Source organism: Staphylococcus sp. GW821-FHT11H10 (assembly GCF_058807855.1).
Window position 1 is genome coordinate 25,911 of the sequence record NZ_JBXARC010000003.1, and the last position, 15,743, is coordinate 41,653.

At 34.6% G+C, this 15,743-nt stretch carries 13 protein-coding genes and 1 pseudogene; 11 read left to right on the forward strand and 3 right to left on the reverse strand.

Annotated elements, in window-relative coordinates; translation table 11 throughout:
* Nucleotides 1-394 precede the first annotated feature (394 nt).
* Both AC1RRU_RS02660 and AC1RRU_RS02665 read right to left on the reverse strand, forming a co-directional pair.
* A complete protein-coding gene (locus tag AC1RRU_RS02660; protein ID WP_046464866.1) occupies nt 395-2,041 on the reverse strand; it encodes a phospho-sugar mutase in 1,647 nt (548 codons plus the stop codon).
* Nucleotides 2,042-2,299: 258 nt separating this feature from the next.
* Entirely contained in the window at nt 2,300-3,277 is a 978-nt protein-coding gene (locus tag AC1RRU_RS02665) for an SMP-30/gluconolactonase/LRE family protein (protein ID WP_033079784.1), read from the reverse strand.
* A gap of 276 nt (nt 3,278-3,553) precedes the next feature.
* Between AC1RRU_RS02665 and trhO the strand changes: the two genes are divergently transcribed.
* The 3 genes from trhO (at nt 3,554) to AC1RRU_RS02680 (ending at nt 6,856) form a co-directional block, all read left to right on the forward strand.
* Nucleotides 3,554-4,516, forward strand: coding sequence for an oxygen-dependent tRNA uridine(34) hydroxylase TrhO (gene trhO, locus AC1RRU_RS02670; RefSeq protein WP_011274628.1), 963 nt, complete (start codon nt 3,554-3,556; stop codon nt 4,514-4,516).
* Nucleotides 4,517-4,626: 110 nt separating this feature from the next.
* A complete protein-coding gene (locus AC1RRU_RS02675) occupies nt 4,627-5,829 on the forward strand; it encodes an MFS transporter (protein WP_033079785.1) in 1,203 nt (400 codons plus the stop codon).
* A gap of 52 nt (nt 5,830-5,881) precedes the next feature.
* Nucleotides 5,882-6,856, forward strand: a complete 975-nt coding sequence (locus AC1RRU_RS02680) for a choloylglycine hydrolase family protein (RefSeq protein ID WP_037537551.1) — start codon at nt 5,882-5,884, stop codon at nt 6,854-6,856.
* A 51-nt stretch (nt 6,857-6,907) separates the two neighbouring features.
* On the opposite strand, the gene AC1RRU_RS02685 is transcribed toward AC1RRU_RS02680, so the two are convergent.
* On the reverse strand, nt 6,908-8,284 hold the full coding sequence (locus AC1RRU_RS02685; RefSeq protein ID WP_037537549.1) for an MFS transporter: 1,377 nt from the start codon (nt 8,282-8,284) through the stop codon (nt 6,908-6,910).
* A 351-nt stretch (nt 8,285-8,635) separates the two neighbouring features.
* On the opposite strand from AC1RRU_RS02685, the gene AC1RRU_RS02690 reads away from it, so the two are divergent.
* The 8 genes and pseudogenes from AC1RRU_RS02690 (at nt 8,636) to AC1RRU_RS02725 (ending at nt 15,697) form a co-directional block, all read left to right on the forward strand.
* Nucleotides 8,636-9,340, forward strand: coding sequence for a DUF969 domain-containing protein (locus AC1RRU_RS02690; protein WP_011274624.1), 705 nt, complete (start codon nt 8,636-8,638; stop codon nt 9,338-9,340).
* The gene (locus tag AC1RRU_RS02695) at nt 9,333-10,259 is read left to right on the forward strand and encodes a DUF979 domain-containing protein (protein WP_011274623.1); all 927 of its coding nucleotides are present in this window, start codon (nt 9,333-9,335) and stop codon (nt 10,257-10,259) included. Before AC1RRU_RS02690 ends, AC1RRU_RS02695 begins: the two co-directional genes overlap by 8 nt.
* Nucleotides 10,260-10,283: 24 nt before the next feature.
* Nucleotides 10,284-10,922: a pyroglutamyl-peptidase I gene (gene pcp, locus AC1RRU_RS02700; RefSeq protein WP_011274622.1), complete on the forward strand. Its 639-nt coding sequence runs from the start codon at nt 10,284-10,286 to the stop codon at nt 10,920-10,922.
* Nucleotides 10,923-11,115: 193 nt separating this feature from the next.
* Nucleotides 11,116-12,629, forward strand: a pseudogene (locus tag AC1RRU_RS02705) (ABC transporter substrate-binding protein).
* Complete coding sequence (locus AC1RRU_RS02710) at nt 12,622-13,581, forward strand: ABC transporter permease (protein ID WP_033079789.1); 960 nt, start codon at nt 12,622-12,624, stop codon at nt 13,579-13,581. The pseudogene AC1RRU_RS02705 and the gene AC1RRU_RS02710 overlap by 8 nt, the downstream one beginning before the upstream one ends.
* The gene (locus tag AC1RRU_RS02715; RefSeq protein WP_046464861.1) at nt 13,571-14,338 is read left to right on the forward strand and encodes an ABC transporter permease; all 768 of its coding nucleotides are present in this window, start codon (nt 13,571-13,573) and stop codon (nt 14,336-14,338) included. The genes AC1RRU_RS02710 and AC1RRU_RS02715 overlap by 11 nt, the downstream gene beginning before the upstream one ends.
* On the forward strand, nt 14,305-15,078 hold the full coding sequence (locus tag AC1RRU_RS02720; protein ID WP_046464860.1) for an ATP-binding cassette domain-containing protein: 774 nt from the start codon (nt 14,305-14,307) through the stop codon (nt 15,076-15,078). Before AC1RRU_RS02715 ends, AC1RRU_RS02720 begins: the two co-directional genes overlap by 34 nt.
* Nucleotides 15,065-15,697 (forward strand): ATP-binding cassette domain-containing protein, encoded by a 633-nt coding sequence (locus AC1RRU_RS02725; protein ID WP_046464859.1) that lies wholly within the window; start codon nt 15,065-15,067, stop codon nt 15,695-15,697. Before AC1RRU_RS02720 ends, AC1RRU_RS02725 begins: the two co-directional genes overlap by 14 nt.
* The last annotated feature ends 46 nt before the right edge of the window (nt 15,698-15,743 follow it).

A 15,743-nucleotide genomic window follows, 5' to 3' on the forward strand; every position in this document is an offset into this window, starting at 1 on the left:
CTTTATGTAAGAAAGTAATTTTATGCCGATCACTAAATATTATATAACATTTTTATACTATGCATAACACATCATTTCTAACTTAACGGAATTTTTACATGAAATTAATTTTATTCAGTATTAAATTATTTGTTTCTTCTTTTCGCGAGAAATTTCATACTTACATTAACTACAATCGCTAAAACGAATAAGCTTTTCAATATTAATTCATAATAAGTTATATAATCGACAAATAGACTTTTTAAGAAAATATTAATTAAGAAAACAGCTTATGGTGCACTTTGTGATGTGTACTATAAGCTGTTTTATATTATTCTTTAATTTTGAAAATGAACGATTGAGATGTGATTATATTTAATACTACTTACTTGCATATAAATGCTTTTTCATCATGCTATTCGGTATCGCCAAATATATAATTATATATGTCTTGTGATACTTGTTCGAAGTTATCGACGTTGAGTGACAGATAGAATTTCAGTTTAGGCTCTGTGCCTGATGGTCTTAAGGCAATAAACCCTTCTTTAAAGAGTATTCGAATCACATTCGCTTGTGGTAATGATATTGCTTCTTCCGTGTTGTCTTCTTTATAATTGCGTTTCAATGTCTCGTAATCTTCTACTGCAATGACTTTTAATCCTGCAATGACATCAGGAATATTACGTCTTAATTTATCCATTAAAGCGTTTATTTGCTGTTGTCCTTCTCTACCTTCAAAGACTTTAGACATCGGTTTATCCCGATATTGTCCTACTTCTCTATGAATCTCTTTTAATGCGTCGTGCAGTGTTTTTCCTTCATTTTTCAAAATAGAAGTATACTTAATGATTAATGGAACGATTTGAATGGCATCTTTGTCTCGCACGAAGTCGTCAGCTAAGTAACCATAGCTTTCTTCATAGGCAAATAAAAATGATTCTGTATCATCTAACTCACGAATGGCTTTAGCAATGTGTTTAAAGCCGATTAAGACTTCCTTCACCGTCACACCATATTGTTGTGCAAGTCGTTTACCTAACTCGCCACTTACAATAGATTGAATGACAACCGAATGATTCGGCACATTCGTGTATTCGAGCAGATATTTAATGAGTAATGCGCCGATTTCACTGCCACCAAAGTAGTATATTTGACCATCTTCATTTCGTTCTACAAATCCCATGCGATCGACGTCAGGATCTGTTGCAATAATTAAATTAGCGTCGATATCGTGTGCCTGTTGAATTGCTAAATCAAAGGCTTCTCGCTCTTCGGGGTTCGCACTTTTAACGGAACTGAAATTTGGATCTAGCTCACATTGCGATTTGACTAAACTTACATTCTGAAAATTAAGATGCTTTAAAACATCAGGAATAATCGGCACACCAGTACCATGCAAACTTGTATATACGACCTTCAAATCAGATTGTGGAATATCACCTGTAAGATTTGTAAGTTCATTTATGTAACTATCATAAACCGCTTCTGGTAAATCAAAGGTGTTCTTCTCAATAAGTTCTTGATTTAAGTTAATATTCAACTTAAGTGGATTACCTAAGTTATTGATATATTGAGCAACTTCTAATGAAGTACCCTCATCTAATTGCGCACCATCTGCACCATAAACTTTAATGCCGTTATAATCTTTAGGGTTATGACTTGCTGTAATCATGATACCGGCAGATGTTTGCAAGTATCGGACAGCAAAAGATAGTTGTGGCGTTGTTTTATATACATCTGCCAGATAAACTTTGATGCCATTCGAAGTCAAAATTTGCGTAATAATATGCGCGAATTCTGAAGATAAATGACGAATATCATAGTGAATGACAATTGAAGGATTATCTTCTTTATCTTTTAAGTAATTAGCAATTCCTAATGCCAGACGTTGTATGGTATAGCGATTTAAACGACCTGGACCAAGTCCAAACTGGCCACGAATACCTGCAGTACCAAATGCTAATTCAGTTTCAAATCCTTGTTCTTGAAACGTCGTGGTCTGGCTATCATAGAATGATGCTACAAGACTGTCATCTTTATATTTCATCCAATTGTCTTTCATCATATACTCCTTTCATACTTATGCGGATGTCTTATTATTCTATTACAGTATACTGGATATTCGAAAAAGTTTCATTGGATTAGAAAATAAGCATTACTTAGTAATCATTTATGCTAGACGAATTAAACTTGCAATAAGTTACTAATAGTGATATAATACATTCATAAATTAATTCCATTGGCAACACCAAACCCCTCACTAGGTGGATAGTGAGGGGTTTTATGGTGTGTTAGACGATGTCGCTTATTTCTTTATTACTTACTGAAATTGATAGCTTTCATGACCTTTCGCAAAAGCTTCAACGGTATAAATCATTGAACCACCTTCTGAGCCATTCTCAATGTCATTGGTACAAATGAGCAATTGATTTGTTCCAGGAATAAATTGTGGATGTGTTGAACGTAACATTTTACCTTCATCACGCCCTGGCATTAAGATTTGACCAATAGGATAGCCACGTTTGTTGAAAACTAGAACACGCCCTTGTCCATACATTGCTACGTATAAATTATCATCGCTATCAATACATACTGAGTCTGGTCCTTCATGGCCAGTAAAGTAATATGGAATCGTTGCGCCAAACGGTGCAATTGTCACGCCATCGTCCTCTAATTGAATACGATGAAGTCGGTTTGTCGTCGTTTCTGTAACCCATAGTACTTTTTCATCCGTACTTAAAGCTACACCATTCGCTACTGAAATATTCTGAATGACTGGGGTCACTGTCTTGAAGTCAGGCGAAACATAGTAGACGCCACCTTTAGGATTTGTAGAATAACCTCTGAAATCAGTGAAATAGAAACCACCTTTACTATCAAAGACCATGTCATCAATACAATATTCAGTGTTGAGTTCCGAAATGATTTCTTCAAATTGTTCACCATGTTCATTTGTGGCGAAGATACCACCTGTTGACTCGAAATCGCCTAAATAACAAGTGAATAAACGTCCATCTTTATGTATTTTAACTGCAGCTGGATTTTGTTTTGTTGATTGAAACGCTGTTGAGACCTCTTTTGTGTCTATGTCGACTTTAAAGATTTTACCACCAAACACTTCACATAAAAATAAATTATGATCTCTATCAAAGATAAGACCTTCAAGTTGAAGTCCTTCATCTGAAATTTTTAACCAAGGTTCTGCCGTTACCGTTTGTAATTCGCTTTCAGAAATAATAGGTACTGCACTTTTTGATGCCCCAGTATATGTTAATTTTGGTAAAGATTGATTTGTCATAATTAACAATTCCTCCCTTTTCGAAAAGTATAATCTTAATTCATTATAATCCTTTACTTCACTTTCTACTTATCGTACTACATGTAATCGTTTTCAAAAAGTAATTGTACTTCTAACATAGGTCTGTTGCCCTATTTTCAAAACCGAAATATTGAAAGTTATTGTAAATTTGGTAAAATAATATAATGTTGATTTTTATAAAAAGATAAATTAATGAATAACTAAATGATACGGCTTGCCTTTACGATAAATAAATTTTTAGAGGAGAATTAGAAAATGGATTATAGAGTGTTATTATATTACAAATACACAACAATTGATGACCCTGAAACATTTGCAGCTGAGCACTTAGAATTCTGCAAATCAAACAATTTAAAAGGTAGAATTTTAGTTTCTACAGAAGGTATCAATGGTACATTATCAGGTACGAAAGAAGATACTGATAAATATATCGAACATATGCATTCAGATGAGCGTTTCGCAGATATGACGTTCAAAATTGATGAAGCTGAAGGCCATGCCTTCAAAAAAATGCACGTACGTCCAAGAAATGAAATCGTTGCTTTAGGTTTAGAAGACGATGTTGATCCACGTGTTACAACTGGTAAATATTATTCACCTAGCGAATTTAAAGAAGCACTAGAAGATGAAGATACTGTCATCTTAGATGCTCGTAATGACTATGAATTTGATTTAGGTCACTTTCGTGGTGCCATTCGCCCTGATATCACACGTTTCAGAGACTTACCAGACTGGATTCGTGAGAACAAAGATCAATTAGATGGTAAAAACATCGTAACTTATTGTACAGGTGGTATTCGTTGCGAAAAATTCTCTGGTTGGTTAGTTAAAGAAGGCTTCGAAAATGTAGGACAACTACACGGTGGTATCGCAACTTACGGTAAAGACCCTGAAACTAAAGGTCAATATTGGGACGGTAAAATGTACGTCTTCGATGAACGTATTAGCGTTGACGTTAACCAAGTTGAGAAAACAGTTATCGGTAAAGAACACTTTGACGGTACACCTTGCGAACGATATATTAACTGTTCAAATCCTGAATGTAACAAGCAAATTCTTGTTTCAGAAGAAAATGAAGACAAATATCTTGGTGCTTGTTCATATGACTGTGCCAAACATGAACGTAACCGTTATGTAGCTAAAAACAACATTAGCGATGAAGAATGGAATCGTCGTTTAGAAAACTTTAAAGACGTTCCAGAACATGCACATGCTTAATATCTAAATCATATCCCTTATGAGATTTAATTAGCTCATAAGGGATATTTTTTATGACTACCTAATGCTATAATAGTGTAAAATCACAAGTTTTATTGAGGTGTGGCAATATGAGAAAACATAGTAAAGACTACTTTCATCTGTTTTATAGTCAATTGTTTGCTAACACTGGTGATATTTTAACAATTGTTGGTCTTATTGCTATTGTTTTTAATATCACATCTAAAACGACCGCTGCCTCGATGATTCCCATTATCTTTACATCTGGCATTTTTATGAGTAGTTTTATTTCCAATTATATTTATCAATATTTTACGCAAAAGCAAGTCTTATCTATATTTCAAGGTCTTAAATTAGTAAGTTTAGCAAGTATCGCTGGTTTATTAATATTTGGCATATCTCCCATTTTTATTTTTGTTTTACTTTTTCTTAATGCTATTTTTGATGGTTTTACAAACCCAATTAAGAACTCAATGATTCCTTTTATTGAGAATAAAGATGCGATTACATCTGCTAACGCTTTAATGAATATGATGAGTAGTGTTGTTCAACTTTCTACGTGGGCATTAGGCGGCATTTTAATGAGTCTTATAGGTGCGAAATACTTATTTTTATTTGCGCTAGTACTTGAAATGATAAGTTATTTTTTTATTTTACGCCTTTCAGAACGTCAAATTTACAAAAATGAGAAGGCAAATATTTTTAGTAGTTTTAAAGCTGTTATTCGTGATAATTATCGTGATAAATTGAGTTTGTATTTAAACATTTCTATTATTTTTGAATCTTTCGCAACGACCATATGGATAGCAGCTATCATTCTTACTTATACAAGAACCTATTTACATGTCCCTGATTATTGGTTTGGACTAATCAATGCCCTTTTCTTTAGTGGCACAATTATTGCAGGACTATGGATAAACCATAAGGATCGTTTCTTCACACAAATAAACTATCCAATAATTATTTACGTTCCTTTGCTTTTAGCATTTATTAATTTAAGTTTTATTCTTCACCATTCAATAATGATCGCATTGTTATTTTCATTATTTATGGGCATTTTCGAAGACATGCGTTATATTTCACTAAATTCAATGATTCAGCGCAACACACCAAAAGAAATTCTAACTTCTACATACATATTAAACAATTTATTTAACAGCATTTTCTTCGCTTTAGGAACTTTTATTATTTCGATAATCGTTGATTATTACGGTATTACTTGGGCCTATATTATTTGTTTTAGTATGTATATAGTAACTTTTATTTTAGGACTCTTTTTCCGAAAAACTTTAAAAATTGAAATGCATAATTAGAAATCTTATAATTGATAATAATTCTCACTTTAAATACTGGAGGTTTCTACATATGTGTACAGGTTTTACGTTTCAAGCTAAAAACGGTGACGTTATTTTAGGACGTACGATGGACTATGACTATCCATTAACTGGACATCCTGCTGTGCAACCACGTCACTACTATTGGGAATCTCGTGTAGATTATAAAGGTACAACGACGTATGGTTTTACTGGTGCCGGTTCTGATATGGAAGGCTTTATTTTCGGAGACGGTGTAAATGAGCATGGCCTCGCAATATCTAATCAATATGACCGTGGTTATGCCTCATACGCTAATAAAATACACGATGGATACATCAATATTTCACAAACTGAAGTATTAACATGGGTACTTGGTTACAACAAAACGATTGAGGAACTTATTGAACAAGCAGACCAAGTTAATGTCGTTGCACATACATTGAATGATATTAATGAAGCGCCGCCATTACATTATCATGTATCGGACGCGACAGGCCGAACTGCAGAGATTACGTTTGTAGAAGGTCGCATTGTCCTTCATGATAATCCAGTCGGTGTACTAACAAATAGCCCTGATTTAAATTGGCATTACGAGAACTTGAAGAATTATGCGAATGTGACGCCTTACAAACCACAATATAAACGCTATAAAAATTTATATATCGGCAATGAAAGTGGTACCTCTGGACTACCAGGTGGTTATACGTCAGCAGAACGTTATGTAAGAGCAGCTTATCTTGTAAGTAATATGTTGCCTGACGATGGTGATGATGCAGTATTAGATGCGTTTAGAATTCTTGATAGTGTAAGCATTCCTAAAGGTGCAGTTCGACCTTCTGAAGATGAATTCCACTATACGCTGTACCAAACTGTATTCAACTTAACATCGCGCACATTGTATGTGAAATACTATAATTCTAATCGTATTGCTGAATTACAATTAACTGAGGAGTTATTAAATAGCGACGATTTAGTTATATTTGATCCGATTACGCAAGGATTGTCTACCGATAAAGTAAATTAATTATATATAAACAAACAAGCGTGACTGATTAAAAAGCCACGCTTGTTTTTATTATGCTTTAACATTTTTAGGAATCAGAATAAATGCTGATATAAGTCCAAGTATCATAATAATTGCCCCGACTAAGAATGAAATCATTGCTGACATTTCTACTGAATAGAATTGTTGGCATACTGTAAATACGGTCGTATTTAACGCGATACCAAAGGCTCCTCCGAGTGTAGCGCCCATCTTATATAAACCTGTCGCAAAGCTCACTTTCTCTTCTGGCATGTTGAATACTGCAATCGTTAAGCCAGGTGTAGCAACTAACCCATTACCAATCGCACATACAACAAATGCGAAAGTTACAATACCTACATACCAACTTGGCGATAAGAAAGTGAAGCTAATTAGAATGATACCAATTGCTGGAAATAGTGGCCCTGCAATTAACATACTTTTACCGCCATATTTTTGAATTGCTTTTTCACCTAAGCGTATCATCGCTATCGCCATGAAGACATACGGCACTGTAACCAAACCAGTTTGTGCTTCGCTCATACCAAATTGTTTTTGAGCGTAACCATTGAAGACGACTGTGGTACCTACCCCAGTGTTAAGCACAAAATTATTGATTGTTGAGCCCAGAAATGCTCGATTTTTTACAATTGAAAAATCAATAAATGGTGTGGGTCTGCCTTTTTCAAAAATATAAAATACAACTAAAGCAATGAGACCAACGATTGCAACAGTTAACGTGAATCGACTTGTCAAACCATATGTAAAACCTTGAGTCATCAATAGCATTAAGCAAGCGATAATTACGCCAAAAATCACCATGCCTACATAATCGAAGGGCTGGTGATCACGTTCTTGACGTGGCACTTCTTTTCTACGACTTAAAATAAAAATCGCAATAATTGATAAAGCGATAGAAATAACAAAAATAAATTGCCAACTTAAAAAGCTAGAAATAAGACCACCGACATAGGAAGAAAATCCTATTCCGCCAACTGTCGCAATCATCATAAAACTATAAGCTTTACGGAGTGATTGACCTTTAAAGTTATCTGATACTAAGCCAATTGTAGAAGGTAGTAATACGGCAGCTGATAGGCCTTGAAAAATGCGCCCAATAACTAAGAATGGCGTGACAGGAACAATAATAAGACTAAGGCAACCAATAATACTAAAGACGAGACCTATTATTGTCATCTTGAGGTTTCCAACTTTATCTGCAATATCTCCTGCACCCACCATGAAAATACCTGTAACGAATGATACAAGGCTGATAGATAGGTTAAGTGTAGAATCTGCAGCACCAAATGTCTTTTGTAGACTAGAACCAATATTTATAAATGATTGCGCAAACAACCAATATGTTAACACTGCAAAACTAGCTGCAATGATTAATTTACCGTCGAACCTACTTTGATGTGAACTCACATCTGACACTTCCTTTACTGATATAATAAAATAGCCATTGAGAATTATTCTCATCTGACCTAAGATATTATATCATGCCCGCAAACAATGTATATAGGATAATACCATTTTCTTTAAATGTTTAATTACTCCATTAAATTTTTCAAACTATACAATTTCAAAATATTATTCAATTTATTTTAAATTCACTTTAATAGCAATTTTCGTTGTGTTAATATTAAGAAAATTACATCTGTTATTCACTTATCTTTTACATATTAATTAGATATGGTTACAGACATTAACTATATCTCTGAATCGCATCAATTAAATATTAAAGGTTAATTTGAATAACTGTTAAGGAGTGCTTTTATGGAATGGATTAAATTGATTGGTATTTTAATCATAATCATCGGCTTCATTCTTAAGTTTGACACTATCGCAATTATTTTAATTGCAGCAGTAGTCACTGGTTTAGTTGCCGGTATGGATATCGTTGAAGTACTTTCAACACTTGGAAAAGCCTTTGTAGATCAACGTCTTGTAACTTTATTTATGCTTACACTTCCTATGGTCGGTTTAATTGAACGTTTTGGTTTGAAGCAACAAGCTTCTAAACTAATTAGTAACGTTAAGAAAATAACAACCGGTCGCCTTCTTACTTTATATTTAATTATTCGTGAAATCGCTGGCGTAGCATCAATACGTATCGGTGGTCATCCTCAATTTGTTCGACCTTTAATTAACCCTATGGTTCAAGGTGCACTTCGAACACGTTACAATCTTACTGATAAAGACATCGATGAGAAAGATATTGAAAAACTAAAAGCCGAAGCATCTGCCATGGAAAATTATGGTAATTTCTTTGGACAAAACTTATTTGTTGGTGCTGCTGGTGTGTTATTGATGGTTGGGACTTTCCAATCTTTAGACATCAAAGTGAATGCAATGAGTTTAGTGCTCGCTTCAATTCCTGTTGCTATCATCACACTTATTTTAGTTTGGATTAAAAATATTTTACTCGATCGTTACTTCAATAAAAAATATGGAAATAATGAGGTGAAAAATCATGAGTGAAGCAACTTTAAACCATATTTTAGAAATATTTTACATACTGATTGGACTTCAATTTTTATATACAGCTTATCGCGCTTTACGTTCACAAGATAAATCTAAAAGTTTAGGTACAGCAGCATTTTGGACCATTTTAGCTATTTTATTTATAGGAGGTCCTTACATACCAGATGCAATTAATGGTCTTCTAGTTTTAGCAATGGGTGCGTTAACACTTTTCAGACAAGTGAAAATAAAAAATATTATCGATGTTAATGATAAAGAAGTTGAAAAAGGTTCTGCTAAATATGGAAATAAACTTTTCATTCCTGCAATTGTCTTAGCTGTGGTAGCAGTAGTTGTTTCAAACTGGACTCCACTTGGCGGTGCCATCGGTTTAGGTATTTCATCAATTGTGGGATTAATCGCAGCACTACTAATTATCAAGCCAAAATTATCTTACACATTGTATGACAGTGACCGATTAACGCAACAAGTTGGAACGACTGGTATATTACCACAATTCTTAGCTGCACTTGGCGTACTCTTTACTGCAAGTGGTGTGGGTCAAGTCATTTCAAAAGGTATCTCTTCATTTTTACCTGAAGGCAACCATTTAATAGGCGCAATTGCTTATATATTAGGGATGGTTCTTTTTACAATGCTTATGGGAAATGCTTTCGCAGCATTTACTGTTATAACAGCAAGTATTGGTATTCCATTCGTTATTGCACAAGGTGGCGATCCAATCGTTGCAGGTGCGCTTGCCATGACTGGTGGATTCTGTGGTACATTACTTACACCTATGGCAGCAAATTTCAACACATTACCAGTTGCACTACTTGAGATGAAACAAGAATTTGGCGTTATTAAAGCACAAGCACCTATAGCATTAGCACTTATAGTAATTCACATCGCTCTAATGTATTTCTGGGCATTTTAAATAATTCTAAGGAGGAAATGAATAATGAAAATTTTAGTTACAGCATTTGATCCATTTGGCGGTGAAAAGATAAATCCTGCATTAGAGGCAGTAAAGCAATTGGAGAATACGATTGGCGAACATACCATTTCAAAGTTAGAAATTCCAACCGTCTTTCATGAATCTAAAGACGTCATTGATAAAGAGTTAGCAAATGGCAATTACGATGTGGTCTTGTCTATTGGTCAAGCTGGAGGTCGTTATGACCTTACTCCTGAGCGTGTAGGTATCAATATCGACGATGCACGTATTCCTGACAACAAAGGTAATCAGCCTATTGATGTGGCCATTCAAGAAGATGGCGCACCTGCTTACTTCTCAAACTTACCTGTTAAAACGATGACGGAAGCGATTAAAGCAGCAGGCGTCCCTGCAAGCTTATCGAATACAGCAGGCACATTTGTTTGTAACCATGTCTTATACCAATTAGGTTATCTCGCTGACAAGTCTTATCCAGGGTTATTATTCGGTTTTATTCATGTACCATTTATCCCTGAACAAGTGACAGATAAGCCTGAGAAACCGTCGATGTCTATTGAAACAATTGCGAAAGGTTTAACAGCCGCTATTAAAGCCATTTCTAAAGAAGACGACGCCAAAGTTGCACTAGGAGAAACACATTAAAAAGAGGGTCCCCACCCTCTTTTTTTATTTTCAAAATTGGAAAACCTCTACATATCTATTCACAAATTTATCATTTCAAAGAATTTGTATAGGGTGTATCATATAATAATGTCTATTGATGGAAAAATAATTTCCAATAACTAAACTCTATTATAAAAAATAATGATGAATACAATGGAAAGAAGGTAAAACATTGAAAAAGCGCATATTCTATTCACTTTCTATGTGCGCGATGCTTATGTTAAGTGGCTGTGCTCAGCATCATAATGACAACAAAGAGGTTAAAGTCTCACTACCTCGTGAATTTAATACAAATCAACTAGATGCACAAGGCTTTGATGCGCCTATGCCTGTGTACAATGCTATCTATCAACCGCTTGTAACTTATGGTAAAAATGGCAAGATTGAACCAGGTCTTGTTACATCTTGGGAAGCTTCAGAAGACGGTAAACACTACCTATTTCATTTAAAGAAGAATGTAAAATTCAATGATGGGTCTGATTTTGATGCATCGGCTGTTAAATTCTCAATTGAACGTGCGAAGGCAACGGATACAACTGACCCTATGGAAACGTTAGATAAATTAAAATCAATCACAATAAAAGATAAACACACTGTTGAGATTGAGTTAAAATCACCGTCAAACCAAGTATTAAATGAATTATCTCAAGTTAGACCGCTTCGCATTATGAGTCCACACGCTGTTAAAGGTGGCAATACAACTGGTAAATTTGAAAAAGCAATTGGCACAGGTCCATTCAAAGTAGCAGATTCAACAAATGAAACTGTGAGTTTTCAACCTAATACATATTATCGCAATGGACATCCACTTAATTACAATCTAACTTTCCAATCTATAGAAGATAGTGATTCAAGACACTTAGCGATCGAGAGTCACTCTATTGATATTACAGGTGGTTCATTAGGTCAGATGACACCACAACAAGTGAAAGAATCTCATAGAAACAAAGCACTTTCTGTACATACGTCGCCAAGTACAGAAACGCAATTTATGGGATTTAATCCACAGCATAAAATCTTACAAGATAAGACAATGCGAGAGGCGATTAGTAAAGCGATTAACACAGACGACCTATCGTCAGATAAGAAACTGAAGGGTCTATTTCAACAGAATGTTCAATACGTTAATGCTCACAATCAACCTGACCATGTTTACTCGCCTTCGACTTCTAAATCGTTAATCCGCTCTTTAGGTTATAAGATGAATAATGATGGTTATTTCGAAAAGGATGGTCACATACTTTCACTTAAACTCGCACTCCAAACGGATGAATTTCCAGAATGGAAGACGAAAGCTGAAATCATGCAGCAAGGCCTTAAAAAAGTAGGAATTAAACTCGATATTAATATTTTAGATTCACAAACGTACTATGAAACTTTAACGGTGCGTAAAGATTTTGATCTCATTTATTATCGTACATATACAAATGCGCTAATGCCATACAATTTCTTGAATGCACGTTTTAAACAAGATGGCTCACGCCCTGGCGTATTCGCAAACGATACAACCTTAACATCTATGATTAAGCAATTTCCGACGATGATCAACATGCATGACCGACAACGCGCATTTAATAAACTAATGAGACCTTTGTGACAAGTCCTAAAATCAGACAATTCGAGTTCTCAGGACAAACTGATGCACCAATAAATTACGATAAGTTGAAGGTGTCTAAAAATGACTAACATTGTAAAACATTTCATCAGACTACTCATCTATTTAATCATTATTTCATTTGTATTATTTCTACTTTTAGAAAATACAACTGGCAACCCTGCCGTCCAATACTTACAAGAACATGGTGTTGCACAAATCACGCCTGAACGTATTAAAATGGCTCAAGATAAACTTGGTTTAAGTCAGGCATTGCCAGTTCGATATGTCCAATGGTTAGGCAATGTCTTTACAGGCGATCTTGGTACGAGTTTTAGTAATGGTGAACCCGTAACTGAACGTATTTCCCAGGCAATTGTCCCAACCATTAAATTAATATTCGGTTCAGCTATCATACTGTTTCCTATAAGTTACGTAATTGGTTATTTATGTGGCAATCATTCACGAAAAAAGTGGTCAGTCGTAATAACTCGTATTGCCCAAGTAGTTACATCATTACCAGAATATTGGCTAGCAATTATTTTCATTTATTACTTTGGTGTGAAATGGCATCTATTCCCTTTCGTAGGAAGTAATAGTTGGCAATATTTTGTTCTTCCAATTGTCATACTCGTCCTTGTAGAAGGTAGTCATATGTTGTTGTTAAGCAGTCATCTTTTTGAAAGTACATTACAAGGCCAACCTTTCCAATTAGCTCAATTACGACAATTTAAATTAAAAGATCGTATCTATTTACAAGTAAAAGAAATTTTGGCACCACTCATGACAATCACCATTAATAATTTTATACATTTATTTAGCCGAGTGATTATCTTAGAAGTCATTTTTAGTATTTCTGGATTAGGTAAGTTATTAATCAATAGTATTAATTTACGTGACTACCCTGTTATTTTAGGCATTTTAATGATGATTATTACCTTCATAATGGTGCTCAATTTCTTCGGTGATGTTTTACTTGAGAAAAGTGATCCACGTCTAAGAATGTCAAAAAAGTCAGGAGGCCGAATAGCTTATGAAGATTAAACATTGGATATGGCCTATTATTGCAATCATATTCGTTATACTTGCTTTTCTGCTTTATGACAAAGCAAACATGATTCATCAATCGGAAGCACTTTTACCTCCAAGCCTTCATCATCTATTAGGCACTGACCATTTAGGACGTGACTTCTTCACTCGCCTATTTGTTGGTAGCATGGTTACACTTGGTTTAACGACGCTCATTATAGTTGGGACCGTAATATTGGGACTAATATTAGGGCTAGCAGCTGCACTAATTGGTCGTTGGTTAGATGCACTATTGATGGCATTTGCTGATATGTTAATTGCTTTACCATCTATTATTATCGCACTTGTCGTATTAGGCTTTATTAATAACTCAATTGTAGGTTTATGTTTGGCCTTGATGATTGGGTGGTTAGGACGCTATTTACGTTATTTCAGAAATTTGGCTCGTGATGTACAAACGCAACCTTTCGTTAAATTTGCATCATTAAGTGGTTTAACAAGGACACAAACGACAGTACATCATATTATTCCACATCTTATGCGTAACGTGACTGCACTCATTACTGCCGATTTTGGAAAATTAATGCTTAGTATTTCAGGATTAGCTTTTATTGGATTAGGAATAAAACCACCATTGCCTGAATTAGGTGCCATACTCTACGACGGTAAGAGCTACTTTTACTCAGCACCTTGGTTATTCTTCTTTCCAGGAATATTGTTAGGAGGGTTCGCGCTCATATGTCAAATACTCAATCGTCGATTCACTCAATAAATGCTTTACTACATTTGAAGAATGTCTCCGTTTATGACGGAAATCATGCATTGTTGAATCAAGTAGATTTAACTGTTACAGAGAGTAGCTTTCATTGTTTAGTTGGAGAGAGTGGCAGTGGTAAATCTTTATTAGCACGTACAGTTTTGAATATGCGTCATCCTCATCTAAAGTATCAAGGTCAAATTGCTATTGATTTAAATAATACCGATGCCATGTTCCAAGATACTAATAGTAATTTCTTCCAAAATGTACGTATTCGAAAACATTTTGATGCACTGTTTGATGCATTAAATACGCAATTGTCTCGACAACAGCAACACGAATTTGTTCTACGTCAATTTAGACATTTAGGATTAAAGAATCCTGAAGATTTATTTAATGACTACCCTTTTCAATTGAGTGGTGGTATGGCTCAACGAATTGCCTTAGTAATGTCAATTGTTAGAGAAGCTAAATTATTGATCGTGGACGAACCGACAAGTGCACTTGATTTTGACAATCGAAATCAACTAATGAAATTATTAAATCATGTTGTTCAAGAACATAATATGACATTACTATTTATCACGCATGACCTAAGTTTAGCTATGGATTACGCAACACATATTAGTGTGATGCGTAATGGCCAAATGATTGAAAGTGGCGAAGCAAACGATATTTTAGTGCGTCCCGAGCACGCTTACTCACAGCAATTAATTGAATTAGCGCATAGGAGATACCGTTATGTTGCAGATTAAATCCTTAAATAAATCATTTTCTGAAAAGCAGATATTTAAAAACTTTAATTTAGAACTTGAAGGTACTGATAATTTAATTATTAGTGGGTCTAGTGGGAGCGGTAAGTCTACGCTTGCACAAATCATTGCAGGTTTAGATGATCATTACGAAGGTATCGTAAGCTATAAAGATATGATGCTTGGACACGTATCTCATCAAGATTGGATTAAACATATTCAATACGTGCCTCAATATAATGCCAATACATTAGATCCTAAAAAAACAGTGTCTTGGATTTTAAAACAACCTTTAAAACACTTTAATATTCCTAAAAATCAACATGACGATAAGATGTTAAGCGTCATAGAACAGTGTAAACTCGACAAATCTTTATTACCTAAAAAAGTGAGCACCTTAAGTGGCGGACAATTCCAACGTTTATGGATTGCGAAGGCATTATTAGTTGAACCTGAAGTATTAATTCTAGACGAGGCTACAACGAATCTTGATGTGATAAATGAAGAAATCATACTCCAAATGTTACGAAATATGGATAAGTTACAGCTAATTATTATTACACATGATCCTTATTTATTAGACAGCCTTCCCGGTAAACATTTAAAAAATGAGCATATTTAAGTTAAAAAACAATGCCTATCAAAACTTAGGCATTGCTTTTTATTGC